This is a genomic window from Rossellomorea vietnamensis, assembly GCF_025398035.1.
Taxonomy (GTDB): Bacteria; Bacillota; Bacilli; order Bacillales; family Bacillaceae_B; genus Rossellomorea; species Rossellomorea vietnamensis_B.
On sequence record NZ_CP104558.1, the window covers coordinates 3,052,032 to 3,067,870 of the forward strand.

Here is a 15,839-nt window from a genome sequence, read left to right on the forward strand (position 1 = left end):
CGAAAAGGGATGAAGAGTGGGGGCAGAAAAAGGCAAACCCATTGAAAGATGGGGACGCAAAGTCACAGGTCTAAAGTATTAATGGTAAATCACTTTCCGATAAGACTACATATTGAAAAGCTTCATACGTGATTTAAAAATACATATTAATACGACGGCGGCTGGATTGCCTGGAATACGTTTAGTGTATTTTAGGAGGGAAACAATTTGGGGAATAAAGAATTGGACCAAGAATGGGTTGAGCTAGTCAAAGAAGCCTTGGAAGCAGGAATATCTAAGCAACAAATCAGGGAATATTTACAAAAGCAATCCCAGGAAGTAAAGGCCGGATACAAAGTGATCTAATATAAATAAAGTCTTGCGAACCCTTCGCAAGACTTTATTTATTGCCTAATTTCCATTTATTAAATTCAATGAACTCCCGGAACTGTTCCTTGGTGATTCCTGAGTCCATCGCTTCTTCTGCAATTTTCATCCACTCGTGATCAATGTTTTGATCATCGGGTTGATCGTACAATAAAGCATCCATTGGGATACCTAAAGCAGCGGATACTTTCTCCAGAAACTGAATGGAAGGGTTTTGTTGAAGGTTACGTTCAATTGAACTCAAATAGGACTTCGCTACGCCTGCTTTTTCGGCGAGCTCCGTCATGGACATCCTTTTTTCTTGTCTGTATTTCTTCACTCTCTCTCCAATCATCATGGACACCTACCTAAGAACTTCATGTTTGAAGTCACAATATTAAATATTATTATATCATAAATATTTCGACAAGAAATTACATATTTTCGTATAATCAAACGCTCGGCTTTGCCGTTGCCGGAATTCTTGGCTTAGACACCATTTTCTCACGGAACTCACGAATAAGTTCATCCCCGGAATACCCTTTTTGTACGAGGTCATCAAGCAGGATCTCTGCATACTCATTCCGCTGTTTCTTCAGTTTCCCTTCAAACATAATGCTGATATGGTCATCCATTTCCTTGATGCAACGGATGGATGTCATGAAGGCGGCGGGATCATTGGCTGCATGGGAAATCACGACCTGGATTTCCAAATCATTTTTACTTTGCTGAGCCTTTTGGAAAAAGTCGATGTATTCATTCGACATATAGGTTTCGACAAGCCATGTTTTCTGACCGTCTTCTTTGTTGATGATCAGACCGTCCACAAGCTCAAAGTCATGCAGTTCCTCGTCCTCCACTACTTGAAGGGAAATCACTTTAAAGGTTTTCATGAACGAACATCTCCCATTTAAAGGTTTTATCAAATTATATCACAGGGGGGAATTGTTTCCCAAATACATTTAACAATGAAAAAAATGACGAAAGATGCAATTTTGTGTTTTTGAGCATGATTTTGATGAAAAACCGGAAAATCTCCCTAGGCGAATTTCCGAAATTCAAGCCGTTTTTGCCTCGAATTTCGGAAATTCACGATTTTACAAGAATTGCAGTTCGGAGGTAAGATGAGTACACCTTAACAGAAAGGAGGAAATGAACCCAAGTGATCAACCAAGTGACCCTGGTGGGAAGGCTGACAAAAGACCCGGAAGCGAGAAAAACGATGGAAGGAAAATCAGTACTTAGCGTGACGATTGCCGTGAACCGGCCATATAAAAACCAGCAAGGTCAGATCGATGCCGACTTTGTACTCTGTACGATATGGGACCGTGCAGCGGAAAATACTGAGAAATACTGCAGGAAGGGTTCCGTCGTCGGGGTGACGGGACGCATCCAAACGCGATACTTTGAAAATGATCAAGGAAAGCGCACCTATATCACAGAAGTCGTCGCTGAAAACATCCGGTTCCTGGACAGTAAGCAGGCGTCCCCGGTGACACCTGAACCAAGTAAGAAGGAACCAATCGAGTTGCCGTTCTAATATTTTTAAAGGGAGATGGAGTTGTGGCCACACTGCAAGAACTTGAACAAAGAGTCGATCGACTGGAAAAAATGACGGAGGACCTCATTAAAAAAGTAGCAAGAGTCAATGTCGAAAACTTCTATTTATCTCAACGGGTAACCGCCCTTGAACAAGGGTACGAATACCCGAACCCGGTTTTGAAAACCTCATCCTGATTTTTTTATAATCCTCAACCAGATTTCTTTCCATAAGCGTCAATCCAACCAACCTATAAGCAATGTCTCAAATTCCAATGGTCACCCGCACGATGCCCCTGATTTGCCTCATTAGACATAAACATGTGTAGCGGTTAGGAAGTGAAATATTCCCCTTTTAGTCTTCATATTGAGCCGGTTTCCTTGAGGGGAGACTGGTGTTTTTTTGTTTGTAAACGAGAATCGATATGGTTGTTGCCCCCTTTTTAAATTAAAAATACAATTATATTTGTAAAAAATCTAACTTGTGAAAAAATCACAACCAATCAATTTCTCAACAAAAAACCCCTTTCCCACAAAAGGAAAGAGGCTCATCAATTCTATTCCAACACCAACAACGATTCCAAATCCTGATCCGATAATTCCGTCACCCACTGATCGCTGCGGATGATTTCGTCGTTCAGAGCCTGCTTCTTCATCAGCATGGCATCGATCTTTTCTTCTAACGTACCGGATGATACGAGCTTATGAACGTGGACGAAACGTTTCTGTCCAATCCGGTAGGCACGGTCAGTGGCCTGGTTCTCAACGGCCGGGTTCCACCAGCGGTCGTAGTGGACAACGTGGTTGGCAGCGGTCAGGTTCAGACCGGTACCGCCGGCTTTCAGTGACAGAAGGAAGACAGGGAATTCGCCGTTCTGGAATTTCTCCACGAGCTCATCCCGTTTTCCTTTGGTCATGCTTCCGTTTAAAAACGGCACGTCTACATCAAACTCTTCTTTCATTACTTCCTGGATCATTTCACCCATCGATATGTACTGAGTGAAGATCAGACACGCCTCTCCTGATTCCAACGCGGTTTCCACGATATCCTTCAGTTTCTGCATTTTCTCAGAGCGGGAGAGGATCGACTTCGGATCCGGTTCTTTTAAATAAAGAGCCGGGTGGTTACAAAGCTGCTTTAGCTGGTTGAGCATTTGCAGGATCAGTCCTTTGCGCTCAAATCCGCTCAGTGTTTCAATTTTAGCAAGTGTGTCCTTCACGAGCTGCTCATACAGGGCCGCCTGCTCGGCAGTGAGATGACAATATTCTTTCTGCTCGAGTTTTTCAGGAAGGTTCAATTCTACTTCAGGATCTTTCTTCGTACGACGCAGTAAGAACGGCTTGATTTTGGCCTGAAGCTCTTTGACTTTTTCTTCGTTCTCATCTTTTTCGATGGGAGCGATGTAATTTTTCTGGTACTGGGTGAACCCACCGAGATAGCCGTGGTTCAGGAAATCAAAGATCGACCACAGTTCCGACAGACGGTTTTCCATCGGGGTCCCGGTGAGGGCAATATGATGCTTGCCGCTCAGCTTTCGGATCGCACGGGACTGCTTCGTATTGGCGTTCTTGATATTCTGGGCTTCATCAAGGGAAATCGATGTCCATTCGACGAGTGATAGCTCGTCATAATCGATATGGGACAAACCGTAAGAGGTGAGCACCACATCGACGTCCTTGAGGGCAGCCGCAAAATTTTCACCCTTCGCACGGGTCGGCCCGTAATGTAGGTGAACTTTCAAGCTAGGTGCGAACTTCTCCAACTCACGCTGCCAGTTTCCGAGAACGGAAGTAGGGGCAACGATCAGGGAAGGGGTTTCCGGCTTTTCGGTTTCCTTCACATGCTGCAGGTAGGTGATCAGCTGCACGGTTTTTCCAAGTCCCATGTCATCGGCAAGACAGGCACCGAAGCCGAACTTCCGTAAAAAGAGCATCCAGCTCATCCCCAGCTGCTGGTAGGGGCGGAGCTCGCCGATAAAGGTATCAGGCGTTTCCGTAAGCGGAATCGACGATACATTCGTCAGCTGATGCACCATTTTTTTCATGGAGCGGTTGAGTTCGAGCTGAATCCGTGCGTATTGATAAGGATCATGCTCATCGTCATCTGGATCCACGTCCGACTCATCACCGTCACGGGGGACAAGCTCCTGTTCGAGCATATCCTGGATCGAGATTCCTTCCTGTTTGGCTTTTGTCATCATCTGTTGAATGCGGCGAATCATGGCAGGATCGAGCTTCATCCACTGACCGCGGATTTTGACCAGACGGCGCTGGTCGTCGACAAGCTGATTGAAGTCGTCCTCGGAAAGATTGACGCCGTTCATGGAGAGACGCCAGTCGAAATCGAGCATGGCGTTGAGGCCAACGAAGGATTTACGATAGGTCGTATCCGTATTTTTTAGCTTGGCTTTCACCAGCACCTGTGCATCCTTCATCGCTTCCCACCAGGATGGGAGGAGGATCTCAATGTCCAGGTCGATGAGTTTCTCACTTAAGACCGATAGGAAATCCCATGCGTCATGCTCACCGAGAGCCGTCCTGAGTGAGCCATCCGTGTCGCGGAGGATCGGCAGCATCTTCATCCACCGTTCCTGCTCAGCGGATACGTCGTTCAGATGTTTTTTCCAGGAAGGAGGGACCGTGTCTTCAGCAAGGGATATGATCCGGTTCTGTTTCTTGCGGTCCCGTAAAATCGTTTCAAGCTCCCAGGATTCATCTTCGTCGAGAGGTTCCGTGATCCGGAGCCCGATGGAAAACGGCAGCTCCTCATCAGCCCCGGCGATCCATTCACTCCATCGTCTTTCATCAAAATACGCATCCAGCTCTTCAGACGTCAGCGTACTCTCCTTCAGCTTCTGGATCCGCTTCATCGCACTGGACCCACCCGACTCCATCGCCTCATTCAACGCTCCCTGGAACCATTTTTCCGTTAAATTCTTGAGGGACGGACCTCCACCGGGAAGCTCTTCTTCCCAGAATTCGTCGTTAAAATTCGACCAGACTTCATCGGGAATGTGAAACTGCAGTCCTTTTTCCTGCCATTCTTCAAACCGCGGAAGCCAGCGACCGGCTTCGACTGCCTCATAGATGACAGGGGCAATCGCAATGCATGCCTGACCGGTTTCATCCCAGTCCCACTGGATCATGCCGCTGAAATGCTCGCCGGCAAGAAGGGTCAGGAACTGCCACTTGGTGACAGTGATTCCGCCCTCGGTTTCTTCAAGCAGAGTACCGTAGTAGCTTTCTTCATGCCAAAGAAACAGCTGCCCTTTCCAGTCTTTCGGGGGAAGGAGTTTGCCTTCGTCGTTTTCCGCAGTAATGAAGAAACGGTCTTCATATTCAGTTGTATGGACATTGATTTTCACGGAAGACAGTTTAAGCATCGATTAACTTACCCTTTCTGCACTCTTCTTGGAACGCGCGTAAACGCTTATATTTCTCCAGAATATAGGTGAGATACACATCCCACTTATCGGTTTTCTTCGTTTTTTTATAAATGGTCCGGATCTTCTTCATATAACGGACCGCAAGCTTGTAGCTGTCGCGGTTCTTCTGGTCGATCGCTGTGATGACGCCGGTGTAATAGATGGGCAGGGCGAGCTCGGGTGCTTCCTTCGTGACGTCACGGAGACCCATGCCTTCCATTTCACCGATGCTGTAGTTCATATATCTCTGCAGCTCGACCCATTCACGGTAAGCCTTCGCCGTGATGAGATATTCGTTGTATGAGAAAAAGCTGTACGGAAGCATGGAGAGGAGCAGCTCGTTCACTAGCGTGCTATCCTTTTCCATCAGCCAATCCATCGGTAAAATCCGCACGAACCAGCGGACGAACCGGGTCGCTTCATAATAATCAAGGGTCTCGAGATGATCCGGCATCCTGGACAGGATATTCCGTACCAGGAAGAAACCTACTTCGTACCGCTTCCCGACGAAAAATTTGCGGAGCCAGAACTCACTGTAAGCGACAAGTTCTGTTCCAAGTTCATCGACGACTTCACTTGCTTTATTCAAATCCTCGAGGAGGAGGTATTGATGAAGGAGGGCGACGTTGAAGAAGGTCGGATCCTGCTTGTCTTGTTCCTCCAAGCGCGTCACTTCTTCCCGGCGCCACGACTTCTGTTTGAACAAGTAGTACCATAGAAAGCGGTACACCTCGGCCTTCATCATCGTGCTGTTCTCCGTTGAATCACTCATTTCGATCGTCTGCTTTTTCAAGAAAGCAATATAAGGATCGAAGCTGAACGGCATGGCATGGATCGACAGCTTCTCCACGGCGTCTTCCATTTCTCCTAACAGGAAATCATACATGCTGTACTGCTCGCGGCTCAGCTCGACATTCCGTTTTTGTAGAAAAAGGTCGATTTCAATCGAGAGATAAAAGGTCGCAAACAGCTGATAAAGAGGCTTCCATTCCCGTTCGAACGGCGCTTCCTTCATAAATCGCTTCGTAATATTCTGCACGAGGACGTCCATCAAATAGGGCTGTCTTTCAAGTAGCTCCAGATCTTCCTTTTTCAGAAGGGAGTCAAAGAACTGCCACCATTCCTCAGGGGTATTTCCACGTGTTTTCCGTTCGTTCAATAGATCGCTTGCCTTTTTTAAGGCACCGTGCTTTTTCATTAAATCATCCAGTGATTGTGCTTCCGGAGTGGCGGGCTGTGACTGACTCCGCCAATTCTGGATCCACTCACTGACCCGTCCCACTTTGTTATAGAGCATAAAAAAGGTCGCCATTTGATGCCGGCACCAACTACCTTTAGGACATGAGCACTTGCTTAAAAGGGGGAACAATAAGTTCAGCTCCAAGCTCACAGGCGTCACGTCCTGCACCTCCGCCGTCACTTCATCATCCCGGACCTTTACGTTCGAAACCAGATTCTGACGGAACAAAAGAAGGCCCTTCGACACGACGTTCTTGCCCTCGTCCTGATTCGGGTCCAGCTCACCCTGTATCGACTGACTCATGGGAAGCAACTTATCCTTCAACTCCTGAATACGAATCGACATCAACCAACCTCTCCAATCTATAAAATCGCATTCTTTTATTATAACGCAAAAGGAGGGGGAAAAGGAACATGGGGTGGGGGAAGTGGTGGGGAGAGGGTGTGGGGTTTGTCGAATGGTGTGGGAGGGGAGGTGGTTTGGTGCCTGGCAAGGAGGTGAAGGGGGCGGTCGATAATATATTTAGGAAGTCGATTATATAAGGTCCCCCTTCAAAACCGTCCCAATTCCCACCTACTCCTCCACATGCACATAAAACCTCTCCCCATCAAACACATTCACGCTCTTCAACCCCACTTTTTCATCATTTCTCCAGTAAAAATCCTTATTTTCGGGATAGCGGAGCACCTCGCCGTCACGCTCCGCCACCATCACAGGGTTTTTAGAGGTCCGTCCCTCAACCAAAACCTCATAGCCCCTCTCCCGATAAAATTTCACCCCATCCACATACCATGAAGCGAACGGGTCGGTGCCCAATGAAAATCCCATATAAGTAGAAATCACCCGCGGGATGTCGGTGTTTTCGATCAGTCCGACCGGCTTATCTGGTCCATATGAGTATAAAAAGACGTCTTCCCCGGTATGACCGTGGGTGGTGAAGCCGAGGTTTGCCCGCTTCGCCATCAGTTTCACCATCTCATTCTCAAGATCGTCAACGCTCTTTGCGGCTTCCATCCTGCCATATTCCCTCCCGTTCAGTTCACCCAACCCATAGCTTGAAAGAACCTCTTTTAAATTCGATCGATCCTTCTTCAACTGGGATGTGGCGCCCTTGACGGTAAGCCTGGCTTTCTTCAGTGGCTTGATGAACTTATCGGCAGGCAGACTTTTATAATCTCTGTTTGTCCCGTGATTCCCAAGTGTCAGTCCGCTGTTTCCATGATCCGTCACGGCAACCACCATGGTGTTCCCGTCTTTACGGGCAAAATCAAGGGCTTCACGTACAGCATCGTCAAAGCTCAATACCTCACTGATCATGCCGACCGGATCGTTCTTATGAGCGGCCCAGTCCACCTTGCTGCCCTCGACCATGAGGAAGAATCCCTTTTCCCCTTGAGAAAGTCGGTCAATGGCTGCATGGGTCATCTCTGCAAGGGAAGGCTCATCAGGGTTCAGATGAGGGCGGTCCAGTTCATAAGAGATATCCTCATCAGCGAACACGCCCCATAGCTTGGGTGAGGTCGTCCCCCTTAGAAGTCCGTCCCTCTTCCGAACCAACTCATAGCCTGAAGAATGGATCTCTTTAAAAAGGTTTTCTCCGTCTTCACGGCTGACCTGCTTTGTTTTTAGCATGCCGTCATCGTCTTTGGTGGGCTCCTTGGATTGCGGCTTTAGCCATGCGCCGCCGCCTCCCAATACGACATCCAGCCCTTGGTACACCTGCTGTTCACCGATATCTCCAAACTCATCCCGGTTCAATACATGGGACGTAAACGCAGCGGGGGTGGCGTGCTGGATGGGGGAGGTGGACACGATGCCAGTGTTGTAGCCGGACAGCTTAGCGCCTTCGAGGACGGTCAGAACGGGCCGTCTGTCGGGATTCATTCCTATATAATCAGCTTTCGTCTTCACACCTGTTGCCATGGCAGAACCTGCCGCAGCGGAATCGGTGATGGCGGACTGGGCGGAATAGGTTCGGACGCCGCCTCTCAAAATCGTATCGAGCTTGAGGTCCGTCCCTCGATACCAGCGGGACAGGGTGAGGATGTCGGAGTTGGTGCCGTCCATGATCATGAGGATGACGTTTTTGTGGGGTGGCGGGGCGGCGGTTGTGGTGGTGGGCAGGGTGAGGGTTAGGAGTGATAGGAGGATGGTGAGGCGTTTGAGTGTTTTCATGGTGGATTCGGGCTCCTTTTCATTTAGTGTGGGTATAGTATTTGTTGGTAGGGGAGGAGTATGTATGAAGAGATCAATGAAATGAAAAAAGCGATTCGTCAGTTAAACGAATCGCCTAATATTGTCCCGTGGAATGCTATTTACGCTCTAATATTCCGACCAAAAGGTTTTCTAATACAGTTGCACGGTCCAATTTCTTTAATCCCTTCCAATTGATCCTGTTCCAATCAATCCCTGTTATGAAGGGCGTCCCGTGTTTTAATGCCGTGATGTCATCAGGATAAACAATATAATATTCCCCGGCTTTTACTCCTGATATTATTTGCTGCTGACCACCCACTTCCAGCCCTGTTTTAATTTTTCTCTTTTCAACGGTTCCGTCCTTTGAAAGGATCCAGACAAATTTTCCTGTACTGTCTTTTTCAATCGCTGTAACAGGAAGCACAATGGATCCGTTTATATTCTCTGTAATGATGGATAAAAACACGTGGTGCCCGGGAAGAAGGTTATTTTTATCATCTTGGATCTTTACCTCGACAGGATACATACTATCCGTTTGCAAGTGCGGATCATTTTTGGGAAGGTTGGAGACCTTTGTAACAATGCCTTTTAGGGTTGCTTTCTCCACATCCGATTGGACGGTGGCATTCATGTTTTCTTTCACGGTTACGATTTCTTCCTCTGTCAGGTCGGTCGTCACGATGGTAGACTCTGAAGCGATCGTGATTAAAGGATTGTCTAACTTATGTGAGAGATTTTTGATCGTTCCATCCACGCTGCTTTGAAAGGTCAAGGTCGTTTCATACGAGTCAATATCTGAAATTTGCCGTTCCAGATTATCAATCTGACTTTCGTTTCGTTCGACTTCAAGTTCTTTTGCAGCGATTTCTTTTTTTAATTCCACTTCGGACTGAAGTGCGCTTGCCGCAATGGGAATTTCCTTTTCATCGGATGACACAGACGGAAGTGAAGATTCCAAGCTTTCTAAGTCGCCAATGGTATTCTCGATGCTATCGATCTCATCTTCCAGTTTTTCCACTTCGGATTTCAAGACACTTTTTTGTAGTGTTTGATCGGTTACTTCATATTCGTAGAGGGGGGTTCCGCTCGAAACCTGATCACCTTCCTTCACTAAGAATTTCTTGAAGGATCCGAATTCGTCGTTAAAATAGATGTAGCTCTCATCTTCGGCTGTAACGACACCGGGCTTGGGGAGCTCTTTGGCCAGGTCATCTTTGCTGCTGACTTCCCAGTTGTCCACATGCACTTCACGGTCCACCTTGCTATTTGCTTTTTCGATCAAATAGGTGTTTGTACCAATAAACAATAGAGAGAACGTCAATGTGCTATAAAATATGGTTCGTTTCTTCATTATGTATCACAGCCTTTAGAAAGTTAAATTAGGGTCGATATATTTAAAAAAGCCAATAACGCATTTAGAGCCCATAAGAATATATTTGTCAAAAGAATGGCTAGCCAGATGATCCAGTTTTTTTGATTGGTTAGTCGTTTGATTCCTTTGTATTGAATATAGAAAACCCATATTTTAAAAAGGGAGAAGCTTCCCATTAAATAAATCACATACGATTTTGATGTTACATATTGAGCAAGTACCCCTAGAGAGACCGGTGAGGAGTACCATTCAAGGGAAAAGAAGAGTGATAATGGTATGTAGGTCAGTTTTTCAAGTAATAAAATGATCAGGACCAGACCTTGAGTGACAACCAGTTTCCTGTACTCACCATCGTTTGAAATGGTCCAGAAAATGAGTGATGATAAAAAGAGAATAATGGCTGCATAAAGCAATCCGGCTATTAGTCTCCCTAAGAAAAATAAAAATTTCTCCAATTCGAATGCAGTCGGGGACAGCTTTGTCAATTCTTTAGACAAAGGGTCCATTCCTATTCCGAAAGACGAAATCAAACCAAATATTATAATGGACAGTAAGAAGAGGAATGAGACTCTTTTCTTATATCCGTTTAGTGCCTCCATCTCATTAAGTTGATAAAAGAAGGTTGATGGGTGTTTCAAACCCCTGAAAAGTCTGACTTCTCTATGCATAAAATGTTGTCCTCCAACTTGAATAGATTCCATCTATTATTCTATCGAAAATCATCGAACTTTTCCATAAATTGTAGAACGAATAAAGAAATAAAATAAAAAAGCGTCAAATGGACGCTTTTTGGTCAGTTTATGCTTGATAGGTTAAGTAGGTGGTTCCTGCTATTAGTAGAATCGTAATAATTACGAAACTTACATATGTAATAACTTTCTGGGTTTTCTTCTTTTTCATTGCCTCTTCCGGTGTTAAAAATGCCACTTTAAATTTCCCCCTTTTCCTGACTTGAAGCTGCTAGACAATAACGAACGTATGTATTTTATATTTATCGATCGTTAGGTATTTCCCCATACCATCCTATTATCGGAAATAATTGCTAAAAGTTAATGGGTGAAAAGTCCTGTTTATTTCGGAGGGTGTCGAAAAATATTTTGTTGTAAATTGTATTAATATGGTATTTTATCTAGTAATTGATGTTTGAACTTTCGTATAATAGTGTAATAAAGTGATAGAAACTGTTTGATAATGTAGGAGGTTGTCCGTTTTGAATAGAAATATAAGCAAGGATCAGCATGTCCTTTCTGTTATCCAGAAAGCATATGACAAGGGTCAGCAGGGGAATATGGATACGGATAAGATGATTGATTGGTTAAAGCAAGAGTTACAGAATGGTTTTTCATTAAATCAAAGCGAAAAAGCGCTGTAGAATCCTTAATGGGGAGTCTCAGCGCTTTTGGTTTTTTTGTATTAAAAACGGAAGGACACCAAATCTTTTCTTCTTTGGATCAACGTTTGAACCGTGTAATCCAGTTCTTCCCTTTGAAGGGTGAGAGTTTTGTTTCTGGTGTTGATCATTCTTTTTACTTCCTCAGGGCTTGGGCCCCCTTGGATATCCCTTATTTTGATGAAATATTCCGGAGAGATGATCTTCTTCCATTTTTCATCGGTCAATGTAATGGCGGCATGTTCTTGAATCATTTTATTGATCTCTTCAACATCCCAGTCGTAAAGTTCTTTTCTTTCCTGAATCGTTTTTCTGGAAATGAAGCTGGCGATGGAATGTGCTTTTCGGAATGGGATGCTGTAATCCCGGGACAGGGTGTCAGCAAGCTCGGTAATCGTAATGCTGGATTTCTTGGACATTTCTTTGGCATGATCCTTGTTGACTTTTAAGGTGGCGATGACGGCATACATAAGCTTTAAGACACGGTTCGCGTTGTTGAACGCACGATAGAGATGCGGCTGCAGGTCATCCTCCGTATCGACGATGTCACCGAACGGGGTGTTATGCACCATGTTCATTGCGGCAAGGGCATCCCCATATGCGCTGCTCGCGATGGAGCGGGAGTGTTCGATGGACACCGGGTTTCTTTTCTGGGGCATGATACTGCTTACCTGCACATATGGATCGGCCACCAGAAACGTTCCGAACTCCCTTGTGACATGTTGAAGGAAGTCCTGGATCCATCGTCCGGTGTTGACCATGCATGTCATCAGGGCTGTAGAGGTTTCCAGGAGGTAATCAGCGCCTCCGATCGAATCATAGGAGTTTTCGATGATTGAATCAAATCCCAGTAATTCACGGGTGCGCTCCCGATTGATGGGAAAGCCGGTTGTGGTAAGGGCAGCGGCCCCCAAAGGAGACTGATTCACTGTTTCATAGGCTGATTCAAGCCGTTTAATATCTCGTTGCAGGACATCGTAAATGGCTAAGAAATAATGCCCCAGAGTGGTTGGCTGAGCGGGCTGTGTATGCGTATATCCTGTCATGACCGTTTCCGTATGCTGCTCGGCTTGAGAGAGTAATACTTCGCTTAATTGGTTGGAAGTCTGTAAGAGTCGCAGGAGGTGCTCTCTCAGTACAAGGCGGTACATGGCGACCCCCATGTCATTTCTGCTTCGTCCGATATGGATTTTCCCTGCTAATTCGTCTCCGATTTCCTCCCCGATTTTAGCCTCCATCATAAAGAACAGGTCTTCAAATTGTGGCTGGTAGCATACTCCGACTACATCCGTTTCTGCTACACGGTTGATCCCCTCTAACATTTTTTCGGCTTCGTGCTTAGAAAGAATCTTTTGTTCGGACAGCATGATGACATGGGCCCTGTGAATATCGAACATGACATGAAACAGATAGTCCCTTTGATCATTGAACACAGGCATGAGCAGCTCTTCAACATAGGTCTTGCCAGGGAAAGAACTGCCTTCACTTTTAATGAAATCGTCTAAATTGACCATTCTTTCAACTCCGATTCTAAGATAATGATCTCTCGGCTTTCACACCGAAAAACTTATTTGAAATGAACAGAATGATGGCGATGATCGCGATTTGAATCATTCCATAAGCAGCAGCCTGCCCCATATTGAACATGCGAAGCTGGTTCATGATTTCAATGGATATAGGGCGGTTGGATAAGGTGTAAAGTAAGACGGACGTTGGAAACTCCCCGACGGATTCTACGAAAGCAAGGAGTGTCCCGGCAAGGACGCCCGGCATGATGATCGGCAGGATGACTTTCCTGAAGGTATAGAACCATTTGGCCCCCAAGCTCCTTGCAGCTTCTTCAATCGAGTCATCAAGCTGTTCAAGTACGGCATTCGTTGAACGGACAACCAATGGGATATGCCTGATGAAGTAGGCGAGCGGCAGGATCCAGAACGTGCCGACAAGAATGTTGCCGAAAGAGAAGATGGTCGGCTCATTAAAGGCGAAAATCAGGTTCATCCCGATAACGGTTGCCGGAAGTGCCCAAGGAATCATCACTAAAATATCCACAAAGCTTTTTCCGACAAATTTGCGTTTGACCAATAAGTAAGATGTCAGTACCCCGAAAACGAGGTTCCCCGTTGTTGCAATGAAAGAAAGAATCAAACTGTTCTTAAGCGGTTTAAATATATTCGGGTCCTCAAAGAGTAACCGGTAATTTTCGAAATTAAACACCGAAGGGTACGTTTGCCAAGTCCAGGTACCATCCGGAACGAGTGAGAGAAGCAGGATGGTGAAGTGAGGGAGGAGAAGGATGATCACCCCAATGACACCTGCAGCGACCAATGCCCACTTCATCAATGGATTTTTCACTTCACTTCGATGGGCACCGATCCCCTTCGAAGCCATGCGATAATCTTTACGATTTTGATACCATCTCATGAAAAGTAAGAAACTGATTGATACAATTGATAGAATGACAGATTGTGTAGCGGCGACTTCCATATCACCATTGATCTTGGAAAAATAAATTTGTAAGCTTAGAACGCGATATCCGCCCGCCAGTAGAAACGGGGCACTGAACGATGCCATTGAAATCATGAATACAAGCAATGAAGCAGCGACAATCGCTGGAGTCAATAATGGAAAGGTTACCTTCCAGAATACCTTGAATCGGTTGGCCCCCAGGTTAAAGGCCGCTTCCTCCAGGGATGGATCAATTTTATTGATGGCTGATGAGACAGTCATATAGAAATACACATACATGGTGTATGCGTGGACAATCAAGATTCCCGATACACCGCCGATTTTAAAGGGGACGTCCTTTAAACCGAACAAATCCTTGATGGCGTTCGGTATTAATCCCGTCTCACCGTATAAAAACATGAAGGCCATGACCCCGACCAGGGAAGGGAGGACGATGGGCATAATAGCGGCTGTTGAAAAGAAATTGCGACCCGGAAAATCATAGCGGTTAAAAATAAACGCCAGTGGAATTCCAATGAGGGCAGAAACGAGAACGCTTAACACCGAAATATAAACGGAGTTCCATAAAGCTTCCAGATTGGTTTTCGATTCTTGAGTGAAAAAGTCTGAGTAATTTTCAAAGCCTATGCTGCCGTTTTTGTTCAAGCTTTCCAGAAATGTCCGCAACGAAGGATAAAGGACGTAAGCAATCAACACCAGGAGTACAGGAAGCAGCAGCCATAATGTCAAACGAGTATCACGGTTTTTGATCATGGGGCATCACCGCTGATCACTGGAATGATACGCATATGTTCCTTAGGCAATTCAATCCGGATGACATCACCTGGTTGAAGTTTGCTGGAAAGTAGTGTATTCAAGGTATGAACTTGTAACAGTTGTTGATCGACTTCTATTTGCACATTGATGACGGACCCAAAGAAGTGAACTTCCTTCACGGTTGCCCTGAAAACATTTTCCCCGTCAACATCCACGAGTTTTATAGCTTCTGGACGAATCGAGAGGGCAATGTCACCTTGTTCATTCATTTCACCGATGTGAGGGTGGTTATGTACAGTGATCTCTTGGATGATGGTGCCGTTTTTGGAGGAGACATACACGCTGTCTTCCTCGACGCGGTTGAGGGAAACGGGTAATAGATTGATCTCCCCGATGAAACTTGCGACAAAGTCATTGGCAGGGGAATTATAGATTTCAGTCGGTGTCCCTACCTGATGGCATACACCGAAGTTGAAAACGGCAATCCGGTCACTCATGGAGAGGGCTTCTGCCTGATCATGGGTCACATAAATGGTGGTGATCTTATATTCTTTCTGTAACCTGAGGATCTCGCTTCTCATTTCGTCACGAAGTTTCGCATCCAGATTACTGAGTGGTTCATCTAACAGAAGGATTTCCGGTTCAATCACCAATGCACGGGCTAACGCGACACGCTGTTGTTGACCTCCACTTAATTGACTCACCTGACGATCGGAATATTGTTCAAGTCTGACTTTATTCAATACCTCTTGAACCCGGGCCTTTACTTCTTTAACAGCCAGCTTCCGGACCTTTAAGCCGAAAGCGACATTTTCAAATACCGTCATGTGAGGAAAAAGGGCATAGTTCTGGAAAACCATGCCCGTATTTCTTTTTTCAGGAGGTACGCGCGTCATGTCCTTTTCACCAAAACGGACGACACCTTTAGTAGGATAGTAGAATCCGGCAATCATCCTTAGGGTGGTTGTCTTACCACAACCGCTTGGACCAAGGAAGGTAAAGAATTCACCGTCCTTGATATCCAAGTTTAATCCATCAACTGCTACAACCTTTCCAAAGGCTTTCTGGACATTATCTATTTTTATCGACGCCATACCGGTTACACTT

The 15,839-nt window shown here is 45.7% G+C and carries 15 protein-coding genes and 1 riboswitch; of the genes, 4 read left to right on the top strand and 11 right to left on the bottom strand.

The window, feature by feature from the left end; genetic code table 11:
* Positions 1 to 21 precede the first annotated feature (21 nt).
* A riboswitch (cyclic di-GMP riboswitch) is annotated at positions 22 to 174 on the top strand.
* A 33-nt stretch (positions 175 to 207) separates the two neighbouring features.
* A complete protein-coding gene (locus N5C46_RS15820; protein WP_261749315.1) occupies positions 208 to 345 on the top strand; it encodes an anti-repressor SinI family protein in 138 nt (45 codons plus the stop codon).
* Between the two features lie 34 nt (positions 346 to 379).
* Here the strand turns inward: N5C46_RS15820 and N5C46_RS15825 are convergent, their stop codons facing one another.
* Positions 380 to 700, bottom strand: coding sequence for a helix-turn-helix domain-containing protein (locus tag N5C46_RS15825; RefSeq protein WP_261749316.1), 321 nt, complete (start codon positions 698 to 700; stop codon positions 380 to 382).
* A 97-nt stretch (positions 701 to 797) separates the two neighbouring features.
* Positions 798 to 1,238: a YwpF-like family protein gene (locus tag N5C46_RS15830; protein WP_261749317.1), complete on the bottom strand. Its 441-nt coding sequence runs from the start codon at positions 1,236 to 1,238 to the stop codon at positions 798 to 800.
* A 269-nt stretch (positions 1,239 to 1,507) separates the two neighbouring features.
* Here N5C46_RS15830 and N5C46_RS15835 point away from each other — a divergent pair, with 269 nt between their 5' ends.
* Both N5C46_RS15835 and N5C46_RS15840 read left to right on the top strand, forming a co-directional pair.
* Entirely contained in the window at positions 1,508 to 1,885 is a 378-nt protein-coding gene (locus tag N5C46_RS15835) for a single-stranded DNA-binding protein (protein ID WP_261749318.1), read from the top strand.
* Positions 1,886 to 1,908: 23 nt separating this feature from the next.
* Positions 1,909 to 2,082: a hypothetical protein gene (locus N5C46_RS15840; protein ID WP_156477277.1), complete on the top strand. Its 174-nt coding sequence runs from the start codon at positions 1,909 to 1,911 to the stop codon at positions 2,080 to 2,082.
* A 359-nt stretch (positions 2,083 to 2,441) separates the two neighbouring features.
* Here the strand turns inward: N5C46_RS15840 and N5C46_RS15845 are convergent, their stop codons facing one another.
* The 6 genes from N5C46_RS15845 to N5C46_RS15870 all read right to left on the bottom strand — a co-directional run bounded on the left by N5C46_RS15845 (position 2,442) and on the right by N5C46_RS15870 (position 11,044).
* Positions 2,442 to 5,267, bottom strand: coding sequence for a DEAD/DEAH box helicase (locus N5C46_RS15845; RefSeq protein ID WP_261749319.1), 2,826 nt, complete (start codon positions 5,265 to 5,267; stop codon positions 2,442 to 2,444).
* Positions 5,260 to 6,894, bottom strand: a complete 1,635-nt coding sequence (locus tag N5C46_RS15850; RefSeq protein ID WP_261749320.1) for a hypothetical protein — start codon at positions 6,892 to 6,894, stop codon at positions 5,260 to 5,262. Before N5C46_RS15850 ends, N5C46_RS15845 begins: the two co-directional genes overlap by 8 nt.
* 228 nt (positions 6,895 to 7,122) lie before the next feature.
* Entirely contained in the window at positions 7,123 to 8,724 is a 1,602-nt protein-coding gene (locus N5C46_RS15855; RefSeq protein WP_261749321.1) for an alkaline phosphatase, read from the bottom strand.
* 136 nt (positions 8,725 to 8,860) lie between these two features.
* Positions 8,861 to 10,096 carry an efflux RND transporter periplasmic adaptor subunit gene (locus N5C46_RS15860; protein WP_261749322.1) on the bottom strand — a complete coding sequence of 412 codons (1,236 nt, stop codon included), beginning with the start codon at positions 10,094 to 10,096 and terminating at the stop codon, positions 8,861 to 8,863.
* A gap of 23 nt (positions 10,097 to 10,119) precedes the next feature.
* Positions 10,120 to 10,614 (bottom strand): hypothetical protein, encoded by a 495-nt coding sequence (locus N5C46_RS15865; RefSeq protein ID WP_261749323.1) that lies wholly within the window; start codon positions 10,612 to 10,614, stop codon positions 10,120 to 10,122.
* Positions 10,615 to 10,915: 301 nt separating this feature from the next.
* A complete protein-coding gene (locus N5C46_RS15870) occupies positions 10,916 to 11,044 on the bottom strand; it encodes a hypothetical protein (RefSeq protein ID WP_261749324.1) in 129 nt (42 codons plus the stop codon).
* Positions 11,045 to 11,327: 283 nt separating this feature from the next.
* Between N5C46_RS15870 and N5C46_RS15875 the strand changes: the two genes are divergently transcribed.
* Positions 11,328 to 11,489, top strand: a complete 162-nt coding sequence (locus tag N5C46_RS15875; protein WP_261749325.1) for a YwzD family small protein — start codon at positions 11,328 to 11,330, stop codon at positions 11,487 to 11,489.
* Between the two features lie 41 nt (positions 11,490 to 11,530).
* Here N5C46_RS15875 and argH read toward each other — a convergent pair whose 3' ends face one another.
* Genes argH through N5C46_RS15890 form a run of 3 tightly spaced genes read right to left on the bottom strand, consistent with a single transcriptional unit; the run spans position 11,531 to position 15,826 of the window.
* On the bottom strand, positions 11,531 to 13,021 hold the full coding sequence (gene argH, locus N5C46_RS15880) for an argininosuccinate lyase (protein ID WP_261749326.1): 1,491 nt from the start codon (positions 13,019 to 13,021) through the stop codon (positions 11,531 to 11,533).
* A gap of 16 nt (positions 13,022 to 13,037) precedes the next feature.
* Positions 13,038 to 14,729 (bottom strand): ABC transporter permease, encoded by a 1,692-nt coding sequence (locus N5C46_RS15885; RefSeq protein ID WP_261749327.1) that lies wholly within the window; start codon positions 14,727 to 14,729, stop codon positions 13,038 to 13,040.
* Positions 14,726 to 15,826: an ABC transporter ATP-binding protein gene (locus N5C46_RS15890; RefSeq protein WP_261749328.1), complete on the bottom strand. Its 1,101-nt coding sequence runs from the start codon at positions 15,824 to 15,826 to the stop codon at positions 14,726 to 14,728. The genes N5C46_RS15885 and N5C46_RS15890 overlap by 4 nt, the downstream gene beginning before the upstream one ends.
* Positions 15,827 to 15,839: the final 13 nt, after the last annotated feature.

Coding starts and splice junctions, on each gene's coding strand:
- N5C46_RS15825 (WP_261749316.1), bottom strand. CDS start 700: ATGATTGGAGAGAGAGTGAAGAAATACAGACAAGAAAAAAGGATGTCC.
- N5C46_RS15860 (WP_261749322.1), bottom strand. CDS start 10,096: ATGAAGAAACGAACCATATTTTATAGCACATTGACGTTCTCTCTATTG.
- N5C46_RS15890 (WP_261749328.1), bottom strand. CDS start 15,826: ATGGCGTCGATAAAAATAGATAATGTCCAGAAAGCCTTTGGAAAGGTT.
- argH (WP_261749326.1), bottom strand. CDS start 13,021: ATGGTCAATTTAGACGATTTCATTAAAAGTGAAGGCAGTTCTTTCCCT.
- N5C46_RS15830 (WP_261749317.1), bottom strand. CDS start 1,238: ATGAAAACCTTTAAAGTGATTTCCCTTCAAGTAGTGGAGGACGAGGAA.
- N5C46_RS15855 (WP_261749321.1), bottom strand. CDS start 8,724: ATGAAAACACTCAAACGCCTCACCATCCTCCTATCACTCCTAACCCTC.
- N5C46_RS15845 (WP_261749319.1), bottom strand. CDS start 5,267: ATGCTTAAACTGTCTTCCGTGAAAATCAATGTCCATACAACTGAATAT.
- N5C46_RS15885 (WP_261749327.1), bottom strand. CDS start 14,729: ATGATCAAAAACCGTGATACTCGTTTGACATTATGGCTGCTGCTTCCT.
- N5C46_RS15850 (WP_261749320.1), bottom strand. CDS start 6,894: ATGTCGATTCGTATTCAGGAGTTGAAGGATAAGTTGCTTCCCATGAGT.